This is a genomic window from Pseudosulfitobacter sp. DSM 107133, from assembly GCF_022788695.1.
Taxonomy (GTDB): domain Bacteria; phylum Pseudomonadota; class Alphaproteobacteria; order Rhodobacterales; family Rhodobacteraceae; genus Pseudosulfitobacter.
Window position 1 is genome coordinate 125,935 of the sequence record NZ_CP085155.1, and the last position, 16,679, is coordinate 142,613.

The 16,679-nt window shown below is 60.3% G+C and carries 16 protein-coding genes; 13 read left to right on the forward strand and 3 right to left on the reverse strand.

Translation table 11 applies throughout. The features are described from left to right. Positions 1–8: 8 nt before the first annotated feature. The gene (locus DSM107133_RS18465) at positions 9–2,084 is read right to left on the reverse strand and encodes a serine/threonine protein kinase (protein WP_114294685.1); all 2,076 of its coding nucleotides are present in this window, start codon (positions 2,082–2,084) and stop codon (positions 9–11) included. A gap of 134 nt (positions 2,085–2,218) precedes the next feature. Between DSM107133_RS18465 and tssH the strand changes: the two genes are divergently transcribed. Genes tssH through DSM107133_RS18490 form a run of 5 tightly spaced genes read left to right on the forward strand, consistent with a single transcriptional unit; the run spans position 2,219 to position 9,203 of the window. Further along, positions 2,219–4,951, forward strand: coding sequence for a type VI secretion system ATPase TssH (gene tssH, locus DSM107133_RS18470; RefSeq protein WP_114294686.1), 2,733 nt, complete (start codon positions 2,219–2,221; stop codon positions 4,949–4,951). 9 nt (positions 4,952–4,960) lie between these two features. Then, positions 4,961–6,058, forward strand: a complete 1,098-nt coding sequence (locus tag DSM107133_RS18475; RefSeq protein ID WP_114294687.1) for a DUF2169 domain-containing protein — start codon at positions 4,961–4,963, stop codon at positions 6,056–6,058. Next, positions 6,055–7,095, forward strand: coding sequence for a 3-oxoacyl-ACP synthase (locus tag DSM107133_RS18480; RefSeq protein WP_114294688.1), 1,041 nt, complete (start codon positions 6,055–6,057; stop codon positions 7,093–7,095). The genes DSM107133_RS18475 and DSM107133_RS18480 overlap by 4 nt, the downstream gene beginning before the upstream one ends. Further along, complete coding sequence (locus DSM107133_RS18485) at positions 7,092–8,120, forward strand: DUF4150 domain-containing protein (protein ID WP_114294689.1); 1,029 nt, start codon at positions 7,092–7,094, stop codon at positions 8,118–8,120. The genes DSM107133_RS18480 and DSM107133_RS18485 overlap by 4 nt, the downstream gene beginning before the upstream one ends. 57 nt (positions 8,121–8,177) lie before the next feature. Beyond that, a complete protein-coding gene (locus DSM107133_RS18490) occupies positions 8,178–9,203 on the forward strand; it encodes a hypothetical protein (protein ID WP_114294690.1) in 1,026 nt (341 codons plus the stop codon). Here the strand turns inward: DSM107133_RS18490 and DSM107133_RS18495 are convergent. After that, positions 9,200–9,568, reverse strand: coding sequence for a hypothetical protein (locus DSM107133_RS18495; protein ID WP_114294691.1), 369 nt, complete (start codon positions 9,566–9,568; stop codon positions 9,200–9,202). The genes DSM107133_RS18490 and DSM107133_RS18495 overlap by 4 nt on opposite strands. Beyond that, positions 9,565–9,984 carry a DUF6484 domain-containing protein gene (locus DSM107133_RS18500; RefSeq protein ID WP_114294692.1) on the reverse strand — a complete coding sequence of 140 codons (420 nt, stop codon included), beginning with the start codon at positions 9,982–9,984 and terminating at the stop codon, positions 9,565–9,567. Before DSM107133_RS18500 ends, DSM107133_RS18495 begins: the two co-directional genes overlap by 4 nt. Positions 9,985–10,134: 150 nt before the next feature. On the opposite strand from DSM107133_RS18500, the gene DSM107133_RS18505 reads away from it, so the two are divergent. From DSM107133_RS18505 to tssC, 8 genes are all read left to right on the forward strand, one after another. Continuing rightward, a complete protein-coding gene (locus tag DSM107133_RS18505) occupies positions 10,135–10,551 on the forward strand; it encodes a hypothetical protein (RefSeq protein ID WP_114294693.1) in 417 nt (138 codons plus the stop codon). Continuing rightward, entirely contained in the window at positions 10,548–11,168 is a 621-nt protein-coding gene (locus DSM107133_RS18510) for a MotA/TolQ/ExbB proton channel family protein (protein ID WP_114294694.1), read from the forward strand. The genes DSM107133_RS18505 and DSM107133_RS18510 overlap by 4 nt, the downstream gene beginning before the upstream one ends. Next, positions 11,168–11,560: a biopolymer transporter ExbD gene (locus DSM107133_RS18515; RefSeq protein WP_114294695.1), complete on the forward strand. Its 393-nt coding sequence runs from the start codon at positions 11,168–11,170 to the stop codon at positions 11,558–11,560. Before DSM107133_RS18510 ends, DSM107133_RS18515 begins: the two co-directional genes overlap by 1 nt. Further along, on the forward strand, positions 11,557–11,961 hold the full coding sequence (locus DSM107133_RS18520) for a biopolymer transporter ExbD (protein ID WP_114294696.1): 405 nt from the start codon (positions 11,557–11,559) through the stop codon (positions 11,959–11,961). The genes DSM107133_RS18515 and DSM107133_RS18520 overlap by 4 nt, the downstream gene beginning before the upstream one ends. Continuing rightward, positions 11,958–13,313 (forward strand): DUF4384 domain-containing protein, encoded by a 1,356-nt coding sequence (locus DSM107133_RS18525; RefSeq protein ID WP_114294697.1) that lies wholly within the window; start codon positions 11,958–11,960, stop codon positions 13,311–13,313. Before DSM107133_RS18520 ends, DSM107133_RS18525 begins: the two co-directional genes overlap by 4 nt. A 116-nt stretch (positions 13,314–13,429) precedes the next feature. Then, positions 13,430–14,566 carry a type VI secretion system ImpA family N-terminal domain-containing protein gene (locus DSM107133_RS18530; RefSeq protein ID WP_114294698.1) on the forward strand — a complete coding sequence of 379 codons (1,137 nt, stop codon included), beginning with the start codon at positions 13,430–13,432 and terminating at the stop codon, positions 14,564–14,566. 39 nt (positions 14,567–14,605) lie between these two features. Continuing rightward, positions 14,606–15,142, forward strand: coding sequence for a type VI secretion system contractile sheath small subunit (tssB, locus tag DSM107133_RS18535; protein ID WP_114294699.1), 537 nt, complete (start codon positions 14,606–14,608; stop codon positions 15,140–15,142). A gap of 2 nt (positions 15,143–15,144) precedes the next feature. Continuing rightward, positions 15,145–16,650, forward strand: a complete 1,506-nt coding sequence (tssC, locus tag DSM107133_RS18540) for a type VI secretion system contractile sheath large subunit (RefSeq protein WP_114294700.1) — start codon at positions 15,145–15,147, stop codon at positions 16,648–16,650. Positions 16,651–16,679 lie beyond the last annotated feature (29 nt).

Here is a 16,679-nt window from a genome sequence, read left to right on the forward strand (position 1 = left end):
GCGCGGCCTTATTCCCGCGCGTCAATGATCCGTGCCGCAACGCCGATGATTTCCCCCTCGCGTCCCTCAAGTGTTTCCGAAAGCGCCTCGGCCAGCGATGTGACGCTTTCGGCGCGGGGCCGACGCAGGTCAAACAACGGGCTGCGCGAGAGGATCGCGAGCACTTCCGATTTGCCGTAATTGTCGGAATCCACCTCGATTGCCAGCCGCGAGGAGTCCTCGGCCAGGGCTTCGATCGGCCACAGCACACGCACCCGGCGCAGCCCGTTCGCCACCTCTCCCAGATTGTCGATCAGGTGTTCGGTCTGGTTGATGTTGGGCAGAATGTTGAACACTTTTCCGGTATTGTCGATCACCATGACCCACAACGAAGCGCCGGTGATGGTGGCCGGCAGCTGAATGTCCACGACAGGGTTTTCGCCGGTGTGGTAGACGCCGGTCAGGGCCGCGTCGCCGCTGCTGCCCCGGCCCAGCCAGATTGACACCGCGCCCGGCGTCGACGGGGGCAGCACCGCGCGGATGGCGCAAAGGTCGGGGTTGAGCACGGTGGCTTCCAGCCGCAGATCACGCTCGCCAATCATCGGCAGCAGGGCCGCGCGGGCGGCGTCGATGTCGCGGGCATTCGCAACATCGCCTGTGACAGTGACGGTGTCGAACATGGCAAACTGACCGTCAGTGTCCCCCAGCACCTCCAGGGGGCCGCAGGTAGACTGCTCTCCCAATATGGCGGCCAGCGCGCCTGTGTTCAGTATCTCGGGGCCGGCAAGAACCTTTGATGTCAGCATCATGCCGCTGCGTGCGGCCCAATCGCGCAAGGCCCCGTTCATCGCGTCGCGCGTGGGCCTGTCGGGCGCCAGGGCAGTGATCTGAACATCGGTGTCCGCAATGTCGATCTGCCAGTCGCTGAGCGGCTGCGCGAGGGTAAGCAGTTCGGCCACCTGCTCGGGCCATGCCGGATCGGGTTGACCTGTGGCCAGGGTCACGGCGTCCGGCGGCGGGGTATTGCCCGTACTGCCGGCAAAGGCTGCACGCAGCAGATCTGCGCTGTCGGTATCGGGCGCATGGCCGGTCAGCACCTGCGGTGTCGCGGTCAACGTAAAAGGAGACACCAGCGGCAGCGCAGGTCTCATCAGGCTTTCAAACGCACCCGAGACAAAAGCGACCCCGCCCGCAACCACAAGCGCCACAGCGCCGATCACAAGGCCCTTGCCGCCCGATTTGCGCGCGCGCTTTGTCGTCGCCTTATGGCTGTCGGGCTTCAGCCATCCATCCAGTACCTCCAGCGCGGCACGCGCTGTGGCGGGTCTGTCCTTTGGGTCCGGTGCGCTGAGCAAGGCGATCAGATCGCGCAGGGGGCTTTCGATGCCCGAGAGGTCCAGCGGTTCCTTCTTGAACCGGACGACCTCGCCGGGGTTGGTGCCTACATCCGGGACTTCGCGCCGCGCGACGGCCAGCAACGAGGCTCCAAGCGCATAAAGGTCGGTGCGAAAATCGGCGTGCCCGTCCAGTTGCTCGGGGGCGGCATATTCATATTTGCCCGCAAAATTCGTGCCCACGATGGTATGCGCCCCCGCAGCGGTATCTTTGGCGATGCCAAAGTCGATGATGGTCGCGCGCTCGGCCGCGCCGTCGCGCAGGATGATGTTGTCGGGTGACAGGTCACGGTGCACGATGCCTTGTGCATGGGTAGCCTCCAGCCCGCTCAGGACACGGTGCGCGATGATCAGCAGTTTCTGATCGCTCAGCCGCTGCTGGAACATCAGATCGCTCAGGGCGGTCCCGTCCACAAAATCCATGACCAGAAACACATGCCCCGCATCGGTCCGCGAGCATTCCGAATAGCGTACCACCGCGTCATGCACGATGTTGCGCATCTGTTCCTCGCGCTTCATCAGTTCGAGGTAATCGGCATTCCCGGAGAACCGCGCGTTAAGCGCTTTGATCGCAGAGAGCCGTTCGGTGATCTGGTTGACGGCAAGGTAGACTTCACCAGTGCCGCCTCGCCCGAGAATGGCCTTGATTTCATATGTATTATTAAGGACTTGCCCGGCTGCAAAAATGTCAGAAGGCCTTGGGTCGGTCATGGATAGGCCTCGCGGGGCTTAAGTTGCTAAAAATGTCGATTCAAATTTAAAATCAGTCTAGCATAGGTGGTGTGTCTATTTTGACCGTTTTTGTGTTTTGTTTTTTTATCGCATTTCAAAATGGAGGTTCTGCCATGGCTGCCCGCGGTTCCAACGAAACGATCAAGCGCAAGGAGCTTGTCGGCAAGCTCAACCCGACCTGCCTCAAGGGATTTTCGGAAGCGGCCCAAGCGGCAAAGCGGCGCGGGAACCCATATGTTGAGCTGGTGCATTTCGTCACCGCACTTGCCGATACGGACGGATCCGATCTGGCGCTGCTGATGGATGCGGCAGGGGTGGACAGACATACATTCGACGGTGATGTGCTGAAGGCCACCGATGCGTTGCCGCACGGGGCGGGATCGGTCGAAGAGTTCTCGGACCATATTTTCCGCGCGATTCAAGAGGCCTGGAATTACGCCACATTCGAATTTTCCGATGACACGGTGCGCTCGGCCTATGTGGTGCTGGCAGCGCTGAAGGTGCCGGTGCTTGAGGGATTGCTGTTCAAGATATCGCTGGAGTTTGACAAGTTCGATGCGGATGCGATGGCGTCCGATCTGGACAATCTGCTGGCCAATTCGATCGAACGCAGCGCCGATGCGTCCGCGCCTGCCGCACCGGGTGCAAAGAAGGCACCGGGGGGCAAATCCGCTTTGGCGCTCTATGCCACCAACCTGACCGAGCGCGCGCGTCAGGGCAAAATGGACCCGGTGGTGGGCCGCGATCCGGAGATTCGCCAGATTGTCGACATCCTGATGCGGCGCAAGCAGAACAATCCGATCCTGACCGGCGAGGCGGGCGTGGGCAAGACAGCGGTGGTCGAAGGGTTCGCGCAGCGGTTGGCAAAGGGCGATGTGCCGCCGCAAATGCGCAACGTCGATCTGCATATGCTGGACATTGGCCTGATGCAGGCCGGGGCCTCGGTAAAGGGTGAATTCGAGAAGCGCCTGAAAAGCGTGATTGAAGAGGTGCAGTCAAGCGATACACCGATCATCCTGTTCATCGACGAGGCGCACACGCTGATCGGGGCAGGGGGCTCTGCCGGAACGGGCGATGCGGCGAACTTGCTGAAACCGGCACTTGCGCGCGGCGAATTGCGCACGGTCGCAGCGACCACATGGGCGGAATACAAGCAGCACATCGAGCCGGACCCGGCGCTGACACGCCGGTTTCAGGTGGTGAAGGTCGAAGAGCCGGACGAGGCGAAAGCGATCTTGATGTGTCGCGGCATCGCGGGCGTGCTGGAGAAGCACCATCAGGTCGAACTGCTGGACGAGGCTATCGAAGCGGCCGTAAAGCTGTCGCACCGCTATATCCCCAGCCGTCAGTTGCCCGACAAGGCGATCAGCCTGCTTGATACCGCCTGTGCGCGGGTCGCGGTCAGCCAGCACGCAACACCTGCGGAAGTCGAGGATGCACAGCGGCGGTTGGATGCTTTGCAGATCGAACAGGGCATCATCGAGCGCGAAGAGGCCATTGGCGTCGAAGTGGCCGAGCGCAAAGCGGCGGTCGAGGCGAACCTGGCCGATGCGGGTGTGGTTTTTGATGCCGCAAATGTTCGGTGGGAGGCGGAAAAGGAGATCGTGACGGAAATTCTCGATCTGCGCGCCCAATTGCGGGGGCTTGGTGCCGCCGTCGACGAGACGGGTGATCTGGGCGACGCAGATGTGGAAGAGATGGCGGAACTGGCCGAAGCCGAGGGCGCACCTGATGACGAGGTGAAAGAGCCGATTGACCGCGAAGAGACGCTTGCCAAACTCAAGGCACGCATGGCCGACCTGACGAAAGCGCAGGGCGAGACTCCGCTGATACTGCCCTCGGTTGACCGGCTTGCTGTCGGGTCCGTGGTGCAGGACTGGACGGGCATTCCCATGGGACGGATGCTCAGCAGCCAGACCGAGCGCGCGCTGACGCTGGCCAAGACGCTGGCCGAACGAGTGGTGGGGCAGGATCATGCGATGGAAATGATCGCCAACCGCATCCAGACCTCTGCGGCGGGTCTCAAGCCGCCTGAAAAGCCGGTTGGGGTGTTCATGCTGTGCGGCCCGTCCGGTGTGGGCAAGACCGAAACAGCGCTGGCGCTGGCCGAGTTGATGTACGGCGGTGAAGACAACATTATTTCGATCAACATGAGCGAATTTCAGGAGGCGCATACGGTGTCCACCCTGAAAGGCGCGCCTCCGGGTTATGTGGGGTATGGCAAAGGCGGCATTCTGACCGAAGCCGTGCGGCGCAGGCCCTATTCGGTTGTCCTGCTGGACGAGGTCGAAAAGGCACACCCGGACGTGCATGAAATTTTCTTTCAGGTTTTTGACAAGGGCATGATGGATGACAGCGAAGGCCGGCGGATTGATTTCAAGAACACGCTGATCCTGCTGACCTCGAATGTCGGCTCTGACGAGATCATGGCCATGACCGACGACGGCACCAAGGGGGCCGACATTGACGAGTTGAACGCCGCCTTGCGCGCGCCCCTGCTGAATGTGTTTCCGGCGGCGTTGCTGGGGCGGGTTGTGACGATCCCCTATTTCCCGCTGTCGGATGTCATGATCGAAGCGATTGCCACCCACAAGCTGCGCAGTCTCGCGAAACGTCTGGGCGAAGGCTATGGGGCGGAACTGGTGATTGGCGACGGGGCGATGCAGGTGATCAAGGACCGCTGCACCGAGATCGAGAGCGGCGGGCGCATGATCGACGCGATCCTGACAAATACGCTTATGCCCGAGCTTTCACGCCGCATTCTGAACTATCGGCTGGAAGGCCGTGACCTGCACAAGGTTACCGTGTCGGGCGGTGCGGATGGTTTCAGCTACAGCTTCGAGTGAGGCACCAGGATGGAAGTCTACAATCGCCCCGGATACCTGCACCAACATGCGACGGGTGTCGATGTTGCCGGGCGCGAGCATTTTACCTTCACGGTCAAGGGCAGCTTTGATTTTCCAACCCGCAGCGGGGCACCGATGACCCCAGCCGAGGTACACACGCCCTTTGTCTTTGCGGATCAGGCGACGGGCGAGCCCGGATTTTCAGCAACGTTGTGGGAAACGGATTTTGCCTTTCGAAAGCCGAAATGCGATGTCGTCCTGCAAGGGGTCGCCTATGTTCCCGGTGGCAAGAAAGCGACGCGCGTGCAGGTGGGGGTGCGCGTCGGCAGGTGGCAAAAAAGCTTTCATGTTGTGGGGCACCGCGAATGGCGCGTGTTGGGGCCATCGGTCCGCGCCACCGATCCTTATCCTTTCGTGCGCCAGCCCTTTGGCTATGACACGGCCTTTGGCGGCGTTGACAGGCTGAACCCCGACGATCCCAAGCCGCCGGCCTATATGGACAATCCGCACGGGCGCGGCTTTGCCTCTTTTCGCAATCAGGCGCAACTGTCGGGCCAGCCCTTGCCGCTGACCGAAGAGGTGTCCGAACCGGTGACATCGCCCTACGAGGATTATCGTCCTATGGCATTGGGACCCATATGGCGGGGGCGGGGCGACAGATTGGTTCATGGGGGCACCTATGACGACAACTGGCTGGACACTGTTTTTCCCTTTCTGCCTGCGGATTTCGACGACCGGTATTACCAGCAGGTTGGCACCGACCAGCAAATCGACAAGCCGCAGCGTCCACTTGAGGTGACGCTGCTGAACCTGACACCTTCGGGACGCGAGGCGTTTAACCTTCCCGACCCGGCGCTGCCGTTGCAGTTGTTCCGGGGGGCGCAGACCGCCTTTGACGGGGTGCTTTTTCCCGACACATTGCTGTTCGATACAGAGGTGCGTCGGCTGTCGATGGTCTGGCGCGTGGATGTGCCGATCAAACGGCTTATCACCGAATTCACCGAGGCCTGGATCGGCACGCCGCCGCCGGGCCTGCTTCGCGCGCGGCAAAGCGGTAAGCGTTATATCAGGCCCGCAGCCAAACGCACCGAGGAGGAGGACGCTTGAGCAATACTGTCAACGTCATCGGTACGGGTATGGTAACAGCCGTCGGCCTGTCGGCAGCGGCGACGGCGGCGGCACTGCGCGCGGGCGTCGACGGCTTTGCCGAGACTCTGTTTCCGGGGCCGGGGGACGACTGGCTGATCGGGGCCGCAGTGCCACTGCCCCGCGCGTGGATCGGGGCAAAGCGTCTGGCCCATCTGGCGGCGGGGGCGATTGTCGACGCATTGGACGACCATCGGCACAGGGTTGCGGACCTGCAAATCATCCTGTGTCTGGCAGAAGAGACCCATCCCGGCACGCCGGTTCGTGACCCGCAAACCTTCGGGCAAATGGTGTTGCGCTACGCTGGGCTGGCCGCCACCACCAAGCTGCATGTTGTCCGGCACGGGCGCCCCTCGGGGATCGTTGCATTGGAACGCGTGCGGCGGATGTTCCAGCGCGGCGAGGCAGAGCACGCCCTGATCGTGGGGGTGGACAGTCTGCTGACGGCGTCAAGCATTGCCCATTATCAGCAGAACCAGCGGCTGTTGTGCAAAGGTGTCGCTAACGGTTTCATACCGGGTGAAGCCGCTGCCGCAATCCTGTGCGAGGCAGGCCCGCCCCGCCATTTTGCCCTTGGCGGTCTGGGGCTGACGCGCGAGCAGGCCTATCTGTATAATCCCGAAGATATCCCGTTGCGGGGCGAGGCGATGGCGCAAGCCTATCGCGATGCAATGAGCGCTGCCGGCTACACCGATTTCGGCCATATGGATTTCCGCGTCACCGATCTGACGGGCGAGGCCTATTTTTTCAAACAAAGTGCGCTGGCGATGCAGCGCACGATGCGGATGCACCGCGAGGTGACGCCCATCTGGTCGCCAACCGATTGCATCGGCAACGTCGGTGCCGCGATTGTGCCGCTGATGGTAGGCTGGGCGCTTATCGCGTTCGAGCGGGGGTATCAGCCGGGCGCCGTGGTCCTGATCGAGGCAACAGGCGACACCGGCGCCTGTGGTGCAGCCGTTTTGCAATCGGCACGACGTGAAAGGCAGGCCGCATGACCGTTTTTGCCAACAACCTCGAAGTGTCGTGCAAGGCGCAGGCCAACAAGGTCATCGCAGCCTTTCCCGACGTCTGCATGACCCCGCCCGAAGCGCCGCCAACCCCACCCGGCGTGCCCATTCCCTATCCCAACTTCGGCTTTGACAGCGACACGGACAAGGGCACCGGCACCGTCAAGATCGGCGGCAAGACGATCAACCAAAAGAATGTCTCCTATTTCACCAAGACCACGGGAGACGAGGCGGGTGCAGCGGCCAAAAAGGGGGTCGTGAGTTCCAAGAACACCGGAAAAAGCTATTCACAGGCGTTCTCGATGGACGTGAAGGCCGAGGGCAAGAACCTTACGCGCTTCTCTGACATCTCGACGGGCAACCACGGCACCGCGCCGAACACACCGCCAATGCCCAAAGTCGGCACGCCCGGTGGTCTTGGATTCAGCGATGATATTGATTGCCTGGTTGGTCAATATGACACCATTCACAAAGAGTGTAACGACAGGGGCGGGCAGGCGCACCATGTCGTGCCTGACCAGATGCTTCGGGTTGAGACCAGCACACGAAAAAACGCCGACGCACTGAGCGCGCTGGGGGACAAGAGCGACCGACGGGATAGCAGCTATCCAACGGTCGGTGAAGGGTGCTGTATCTGCGTTGGCGGGTATTCTGTCGGGTCACCGCCCCGCAACTCCACACAGGAGAAAGCGGACAAGTGGGCTGCGGACAACGGTGCTCCGTCTTTTGCGGGGCAGCGTGGACACGGCTTTCTGCACCAGTTTGAAGGTCGTGTCGGGGATGCGGAAATCACCATCAGCAAGGCGGTCGAGACATCTTCCCAACTGCTGGACGAGATCGACGCCTACGAGCATTCGATTATCAAGAAGGACTGCGCGGACACGGCAAAGGAATGCATCGAAAACCAATTTGCCGAAGCGATGGCCAAAAAGCCCGAACCAACCTGCAAAGTTAAAAAAGCGCCATCCGAGAATGCGATTGCAAACCTCGGGACAAGACTGACCAAAGCCTAGCCGACGGCCCCTTTTGCGCGCACTGTCGCCCCTGACCCTAACGAGATTGGCAATTCCATGTATGCAATTCCGATAGACGACCATAGCGCCTTTGCACTGGACGACAGCGCGTTCGTTGCGGCGGACAAGGCCGAGTTTGCGAGCGGTGTGGATGAAATGGAGGCTCCCGAGCCAGGCATCTGGGGCTGCCACTATATAGATTTCGATCCATTCCAGGTGACCAGTTTCACCACACCGGGTGGCGGCATTGCCTATTCGGCCACCATTAACCCAGATACGAACGACGCTTGGATACTTGCCAAGGACAACTTGTATATCGTTTTCCTCAAGGACCAATCCATTGGCAAGGCACCCATGCCCGAAGAGGGCATATCCATTTTCGATGTGACCCAAATAGGCGGGCGCTATTACCTGTCGTGCAGCAACGGCAAGGTCTGGTATTACGATATGAACACTTTCGAGTGGTCAGCGCTGATCACCTCAGCGCCGCTGCCCGAACGCCAGCCGCGCGGCGAGACCGAGACAGCGGCCGATTATGTGGCCCGCACAACGCCTGCACGCAAGGAACACATCTTCAAGTACCCGCATTTCTACAAGGCTATTGCCGTGGGGAGCGACCACTATTTTCTGGGCGCATTGGGCCGTGTCGTGAAGATCGGCGCAGACGGGCGTGAAGAGATGCGGTTGGACAGCGGCGCGCGGCTTGTGACCGGCAGCGTCGAAGGGGACCAGGCAGTTCTATGCGGGGATTCACCCATTGCCGAGATTTTCCGCGGCACATTGGACAGTGGTTTCGAACGCATCTTCCAGAACCCGGAGCGCGCGCTTCACATGACTGCACTGCACAAGGGGCTGCGCTATATCGGGGCGGCGGAGTACCCCGGATTTTTCGGGCCGTCCCTGTACACTTGCGAAGGGGATGAGCTTACGCCGGTGGTCACGGGATGCGCGCGCGAACCTGACAATCTGTTGCAGCTTGTTTCCACGGGCGGGGTTCTTTGGGCCATCGACCGGCGCGGCATTTTCCGTTTCACCTCTGACGGCTGGTCGCTGACCGATCTTTCAGACATCGAGAATGCCTAGGGGCCAGACCCGAAAGCGTTCAGGCGGCCCAATTTGTCGGTCAGATATTCGCGCACCTTGACCGGGTCGATATCCGCCATGGTCAGGTGCAGCGCCTCGGGTTGCAGCATCCGCAGTACAAACAATTCACCGGCTTCTGGAAAATCGGCAAAACGTTCCTCGGCAATGGCGCGCCCGTCGTCGCCTGCAATGCGCACCCCGTCAATGTGCGCATCCAGCCGTTCGATCAACCGTCCAAGGCGCTCGGCATCCATGTCCGGGTTGTCATCGGGGTTCAGCAGATGGAAGTCATATTGGCACCACAGATGCGCGGCCTCTTCCGCATGCTGACGCACGATATGCGTGAGGACCGGAACAGCCATCAGTTCAGATTCACCGACCCGCCGCGAATGTGGTTGGCGCGCGAAGCGTGACTGACAAGGTTTTCGCCACGGATGGTGATGTGCCCGTCCTTGTCCATGATGATCGCGGATTTTCCGACCCGCAATTCAATCCGTTTCTCGGCAAAGATCCGCACCGTTTCGCCATCGCGTTGAATGTGCGGGGTCGGCTGGCGGGCAGGTTCAACGATGCGGCCAATGATCAAGGGGCGCGTTCGGGCACCGTCTTCGAACAGCAGCGCCACTTCGCAACCGGCATCCTCGGCACTTAGCGCACAAAGCGCGCGCGCAGGCAGCGCGTGGTCCTCTGGGTTTGAGGGAAAGACGACCAGTGGTTTTTCATTCTCAAAGCCCAGAAACAGGCCGATCACAACACCGTCGATCTGCTCGGCGACATCCATGTGTTTCTCCTGAAATAAGCGCAATGAATAAACACAGTATCTCATGACTGGCGCGATTCACCAACAACGGGTTTCGCCCGATCTCAAAAAACAGGCGGTGACGCGGCAGAATCACGCTAGGCTGACGGCGTTCAAACGAAAGGTGATTGCGTGAAACAACTTCTTCTTGCCGCCGCTGTGTTCTTGTTCAACCCGACCCACGTTCTTGCCCAGGATGGCACTCTGACAGTCGAGCTGAACAAGCTTGCACAGGAAGACGGAGCAGCCTGTCGCGCGTTTTTCCTGTTTCGCAATGATCTTGGGCGTTCGCTGGAAGCCTTCGAGATGTCACTGGCGATATTGGATCAGGACGGCATCATCGACCAGTTGCTGACCATTGATGCCGCACCAGTGCCCGTGGCACGCACAACGCTCAAGCTGTTCGAATTTCCCGATATTGCCTGCGCGGACATCTCTGAAATTCTGTTGCACGACATCGTAGCGTGTCGTCCTCAGAACGGCGAGGAGATGGCGTGTTTTGATGTATTGACGCTGACCAGCAAAGCCAGCGCGCGGTTGGTGAAATGAGCATGTTTGCCGATCTGGGCACAGCCGGTCCCGTTCTGGCGCTGCTGGCGGTGTTGTCGGTGGTGTCGGTTGCGGTGTTTCTGGCACGCGTGCTGGCGCTGCGCCGCGTTACAGCCGGGCAAGAGGCCAGAGAGGCGTGGCTGGAGGCGATTGAGCAGGGCAGCGTCGCACCTTTTGCGGGCAATACGGCAACATATGCGGACAGGGTTGCAGCACGCGCCAGCGCGCTGATGGCGCTGAATGCCGATCCCGAACATATGTCGTCCGACCTGATGCAGATGGGCAACCGCGCGGTTCTGGACATGGGGCGGGGCATTCGTTTGCTTGAGCTGATCGGGATGATCGCGCCTTTGCTGGGTTTGCTTGGGACAGTGCTGGGGATGATCCAGTCATTCCACGCGCTGGAGCTTGCACAGGGTGCTGCGAATGCGTCCATTCTGGCGGGTGGCATCTGGCAGGCCTTGCTGACAACTGCGGCGGGGCTTGTTGTGGCGATACCGGCTGTCGTCGGTGCTGCGATTTTGCAGGCGCGGTCAGAGGCGGGCACGCAGGCCATGGAGCAGGTGATTGGCCGTGCGACATTGGCGCAAAGGCTGAACCGCAAGGACAAGGCCTGATGCTGGCCCGGACCGGATCAACCCGGCGCCGGGTAACGCTGGTGCCCTTGATCGACGTGCTTTTCATTCTGCTGGTCTATTTCATGGTGACATCCGTTTACCGCGATCTGGACATGATCCCCGTTGTGCGCGCGGCTTCGGTGGGGACGACACCGCAAGAGATTGCGGGCACGCCGCTGATGCTGCGCATTGACGCGCAAGGCAGGGTGGTGATGCGGGGGCAGAATTTCGCGGCGGCCGATCTGGCCGACATGGCGCTTGGCCCGTCGGTGCGCGTGCTTGTCCTGCCCTCCGGTGCGGCGCCGCTTTGGGCGCTGACGGATCTCATGGATGCGCTGAGTGCGTCCGGCGTCGAAGATGTCCGGCTGGTCCAGCTGGAGGGTCAGGAATGAGACTGGCCCGTCCCGACCATCGCCCCGCCGCCGAGCCGATCATCGCGCTGATTGATGTGGTGTTTTTCCTGTTGGTGTTTTTCATGCTGGTGGCCCGTCTGGATGCGTCCGCCCCTTTTGAAGTGGTCCCTCCTGTTGCGCGCTCGGGACAGGACATGCCGGGGGGCGGCGTGACAGTATCTGTCGGGAAGGACGGCGGTTTGGCTGTGAACGGAGCCGCTGCCAGCAAGGGTCTCTGGCTGGACCTTGTGCGCCAGGCACAGGCGCGTGACCGCGCAACGCTGATCCGTATCAACGCACACCGCGATGTGCCGTTGCACCACATTCTCCCCCTGATCAAGACATTGGAACAGGCGCGGTTGGGCGAGGTTGTACTGGTTGTCTCTCCGGATTCGTTATGAAGGTCACGGGGCTTTCTTTGCTGGGAATTGCCGGATCGATCGCGGTGCATCTTGCGGTGGCGGTGGCCGCTGTGCCGTTCCTGATGCCAAAGCCAATTCCGCAACAACACTCCGGCGAAAGCCAACTGGCACTGGCTGCGATGCCGGTCAAACGCAGCCGCGCGGTTGAGCAGGCCCCGTCGCAAACAGTGGCCGAGGCTGCTCCAAGCGGAGGCACCCGTGCCGGTGGTCAACCGGTGCCGCGCACCCGTGCAAACCCTCAGCGGCTGTCCGGGCAGATGGCGGGGGCTATTCCTGTAGCGTCGGAACGGATGATGGCAAAGGAGCCGCAGCAAAATTTGCGCAGCGCATTGAAGCCATCGGGTGTGCGCGGTGAACCTGTAGCAGTCTTCGCAGACCCCACCGTGTCAGTGGAATTGGCAGCGCAAGCCGCGATACAGGTCCAAGACGCGCAACCCGTTGCGGCCCCGTCACCCGTCGGGACCACAACAGTTGTCCCGCGCTCGACAGAGCAGCCAGCCATCGCGCAAATGAAACCGCACCTGCCGCGGGTATCCGCTTCATTGGATTGGAGCGGTGCGGCGAATATGGCGCTGGATACGCAAAGCGTCGCGACATTGTCTGCTTTCCTCAGCCCTGGCACTGTCGCGCAACGCGACCTGCATGACCGGATGACACAGGTCATGGCCGCGCCGCCCTGCGCGCGTATCCAAACCATTTTTGATCCCGCGTCTGGTACTTTGGAATTGCGGGGTCATGTGCCGGAGCCAACACTTCGGGCACCTCTTCTGGCGGCATTGCAGGCGCAGGTGGGCACGGGTCTGCCGTTGCGTGATGCCTTGCGTATCTTGCCACATCCGCAGTGTGACCTGCTGGACGGAATCGCCACACTGGGCCTGCCACAGTCCGAGGAACAATTGACCGATCCCGATCTGGTCGGCGAGAACGCTCAGACCCGCGAATACAGTTTTGCCGAAGGCGACAGGCTGACCATCGCAATGGAAGCCCCCGACTATCCGGCCTATGTCTATGTCGATTATTTCGATGCGGCCGGGCAGGTGATCCACCTGCGGCCCAATGCGCAATCGCTTTTGCAATCCTTTGATCCGGGACAAGCCTTCACCATCGGCGGTGCGGGGGATATCGACCTGCGCATCGCGCCCCCCTTCGGACAGGATATCGCGGTTGCATTCGCGGCCAGCGCACCGCTTTACGAGGGTGTGCGCCCGCTGGTCGAACCTGCGGTGCCGTATCTTGATGCATTGCGTGCCATGATCGCCGAACGCCGCGCCACCGACCCCATGTTTCGGGGAGAATGGGTGTATGTGTTCGTCGAGACGCAGCCGCGCTGATATGGGCCCGATCTGACTGGAAAAGCGGTGGAATACCTTACCTGTCGCGTTGTTGCCAGAATCAAGTTGCCGTGCAACACTCGTATTCAGAGTACTGTTTATTAAAGGCATGAGGCATGAATTTTGATCGCCTCCTTGAGCCGCTTTCGGAATCTTCGCCCTCCGGTGTCGAATTGCGACACGATCTGCGATTTCACGATCTGGAGAGGTTGACTGAACCGGCGGCGCGGGAATTTCGTCTGAATGACGACGGCACGCTCGGCGATGCCGCCCCAGATGTTGACTGGGATCATATCGTCAGCGAGGGCGAAGTGCTGGCCAGCGAAGGCCGTGACTTGCGGCTGCTCGTGTTGATGATCCGGGCTGTCTACAACATAGACGGTTTTGGTGCCGTTGCCAGTGCGCTCGGGTTTTTGTCACAGACAATTGCCACGTTCTGGGACAGCCTGCATCCGGCCCTGCGCGACCGTGACGATCCGCAGGTCGCGGCCTTGCCGCGTCTGAACGCGCTGCGTCAATTGGAAAATGACGATTTTGGCTTGCTGGGCGATATGCGCTTTGGCGTCGTGCTGAATCCGCGCGGCATCGGTCCGATCACCGGCGACGATCTGGCCGCCGCAAGCCGAAGCGATTTTGACATGCTCAACCGGGCCGCATCCGGCCTGAGCCAGGCCGAGAAAGACGCGCTTGTCGCAGCGCATGGGCAACGTGTGAACCGCGTAACGGCCGCGACCCGCGCAATGGCGGCCGAAGATGCCGAAACGATGGCGCAACTGATCGCAGACATTCGTGCGTGCGAAGCGGGACTGACAGGCCTGAGCACCGCGGTGGCCGAAGCCGGAGGTTTTGGCGATGCGTCCGGGTTCACGATGAAAGAGCTGGCCGAGTTCCTTGGAGAGATCCGCAAGACGCTGGAAGCAGCCGCCGGGGCGGATGCCGCGAATGCGCCCAAGGTCGAGGATAACCCCAGCGCCCCGGCACCTGCTGCTGCGGCGCAGGGCGCACCTGCCGCCGCAGCAGCCCCGGCGGCGGTGCCCGGCGCGATTGCTTCGCGCTCAGATGTTGAAAATGCGCTGGACCGGATCATCGCGTTCTACGAACGCACCGAACCCGGCAGCCCGATGCCACATCTGGCACGACGGATGCGGCGTATGGTGTCGATGGATTTTCTGGAGCTGATGGAAGAAATCGCGCCTTCGGGGCTCAAGGAATTCCGTAACGTGGCGGGTGTAGACGCCGGGAGTAAAAAGTAAATCGACTGATTTTTCGAAACAATTACAGGAGGGCTTTTCATGAGTGACAGTAAGCAGAAGGTCATCGAACGCAATCGGACACCAAGGGTGCAAATTGCCTATGATGTCGAACATTACGGCAGCCCAACAACGATCGAGCTGCCCTTCGTTATGGGGGTGATGGCCGATCTGGCTGGCGCCTCCGAGACCAAAGAAGCATCCAAACCCATCAACGACCGCACATTTGTCGAAACGGACGCAGGCCGCTTTAACAAATTCATGGAAGCCTTGAGCCCACGGGTCAAAGCACGCGTGAAAAATACGCTGCCTACCGCGGATGGCGAAGAGGCGGATGAGGAGCTTTTTGTCGATCTCAGCTTTAAGAGCATGAGTGATTTCGCCCCCGACAAGGTCGCCGAACAGGTGCCGCAGCTGAACGAGTTGCTCAAGATGCGCAAGCAGCTTGAAGAACTGCTGAGTTACATGGACGGCAAGGTGGATGCGGAAAAACGTATCGCGCAACTTCTGACCAATGAGCCACTGTTGGCGCAAGCCGCCGAACAGGCCATGGCCGCCACATCTGACAAGGAGGGCTGAGAATGGCCGAGGAAAAGCAAGCCGAAGCCGGTGGCGTAGAAGCCGAAGCGATTGATCTGGGTGAATTCAGCGATCTGCTGGAGAAGGATTTTCGCGTCAAGGACAGCGAAGGCGAGAAGTTACAGGCGCTGGTGGCAAACCTTGCACTGGCAGCCAAGGAACGTGCTGGTACAGCAGCGATTTCCGGCAATGCCGTCAAGTCGATCAAATCCCTGATTGCAGGCATCGACGGGATGCTGAGCAAGCAAATGAACGAGGTCCTGCATTCCCCCGAGGTGCGCAAGATTGAAGGCACATGGCGCGGTCTGCACTATCTTGTGAACAACACCGAGACCGACCAGAAACTCAAGATCCGTGTCCTGAACATCTCCAAGAACGATCTGGCCGATCACCTGGAAGACTATGAAGGCCAGATGTGGGACCAGTCACCGATCTTCAAAAAGATCTACAGCGACGAATATTCCATGTTCGGCGGAGAGCCGTTTGGCGCCATCGTGGGCGACTATGAATTCTCTCACAAGCCAAAGGATGTGAGCCTGCTGCGCAATCTGTCGGGCATCTGTGCCTCGGCCCATGCGCCCTTTATCGCTGCCGCAGCACCCCAGCTTTTCCGTATGGAAAGCTGGCAGGAACTGCCCAATCCGCAGGATCTTGAACAGATCGTATCAAGCCCTGACTATGCCAGTTGGCAGTCCCTGCGCGAAAGCGAAGACGCGCGCTATATCGGGCTTGCCATGCCGCGTGTGCTGGGGCGTCTGCCGTATGGGGCGGAAACTGTTCCTGTGAAAGGCTTTGATTTCGAAGAGGAAATCGAAGCCCAGCATGACAATTATGTCTGGATGAACGCGGCCTATGCCATGGGCGTCAACATCAACCGCAGCCACAAGATTTCCGGCTGGGGTACACAGATCAGGGGCGTCGAATCCGGTGGCACCGTTATGAACCTGCCGGTACACACTTTTCCCACCGACGATGGTTCCACAGCGATGAAATGCCCAACGGAAATCGCCATCGACGACCGGCGCGAGGCGGAGCTTGCCAAACTTGGCATGATGCCGATCCTGCACCGCAAGAACACCGACGTCGCCGCATTTATCGGTGCACACAGCCTGCAAGACGACGAAACCCGTGCAGGCCGTCTGGTGGACCCGGACGCTCAGGCGAACGAGCGTTTGTCCGCAAACTTGCCGTATCTTTTCCCGGTGAGCCGTTTCGCGCATTATCTCAAGGCGATTGCGCGCGACAAGGTTGGTACATTCAAAGAGCGCGCCGATATGCAAATTTGGCTCAGCGAGTGGATCAACCGCTATGTTCTGGCCAACCCGGCCATGGCTGATGACAAGGCCAAGGCCAAACGTCCCCTTGCTGCTGCGGAGGTGCAGGTGGACAGCGTTGAGGGCCGCCCCGGCTATTACAACGCCCGTTTCTTCCTCAGGCCACATTACCAGTTGGAAGGCATCAACGCATCTTTGCGACTGGTGTCGGAATTGCCTTCCGTCAAATCGTAAGTTGAAAATACATAGATTGGAGAACAGAC

Bases quoted from the DNA above. Each gene is read 5' to 3' on its own strand.
- DSM107133_RS18465 (WP_114294685.1), bottom strand. From the start codon at position 2,084: ATGACCGACCCAAGGCCTTCTGACATTTTTGCAGCCGGGCAAGTCCTT.
- DSM107133_RS18525 (WP_114294697.1), top strand. From the start codon at position 11,958: ATGAAGGTCACGGGGCTTTCTTTGCTGGGAATTGCCGGATCGATCGCG.
- DSM107133_RS18510 (WP_114294694.1), top strand. From the start codon at position 10,548: ATGAGCATGTTTGCCGATCTGGGCACAGCCGGTCCCGTTCTGGCGCTG.
- DSM107133_RS18475 (WP_114294687.1), top strand. From the start codon at position 4,961: ATGGAAGTCTACAATCGCCCCGGATACCTGCACCAACATGCGACGGGT.
- tssB (WP_114294699.1), top strand. From the start codon at position 14,606: ATGAGTGACAGTAAGCAGAAGGTCATCGAACGCAATCGGACACCAAGG.
- tssC (WP_114294700.1), top strand. From the start codon at position 15,145: ATGGCCGAGGAAAAGCAAGCCGAAGCCGGTGGCGTAGAAGCCGAAGCG.
- tssH (WP_114294686.1), top strand. From the start codon at position 2,219: ATGGCTGCCCGCGGTTCCAACGAAACGATCAAGCGCAAGGAGCTTGTC.
- DSM107133_RS18490 (WP_114294690.1), top strand. From the start codon at position 8,178: ATGTATGCAATTCCGATAGACGACCATAGCGCCTTTGCACTGGACGAC.
- DSM107133_RS18485 (WP_114294689.1), top strand. From the start codon at position 7,092: ATGACCGTTTTTGCCAACAACCTCGAAGTGTCGTGCAAGGCGCAGGCC.
- DSM107133_RS18530 (WP_114294698.1), top strand. From the start codon at position 13,430: ATGAATTTTGATCGCCTCCTTGAGCCGCTTTCGGAATCTTCGCCCTCC.
- DSM107133_RS18515 (WP_114294695.1), top strand. From the start codon at position 11,168: ATGCTGGCCCGGACCGGATCAACCCGGCGCCGGGTAACGCTGGTGCCC.
- DSM107133_RS18500 (WP_114294692.1), bottom strand. From the start codon at position 9,984: ATGGATGTCGCCGAGCAGATCGACGGTGTTGTGATCGGCCTGTTTCTG.
- DSM107133_RS18520 (WP_114294696.1), top strand. From the start codon at position 11,557: ATGAGACTGGCCCGTCCCGACCATCGCCCCGCCGCCGAGCCGATCATC.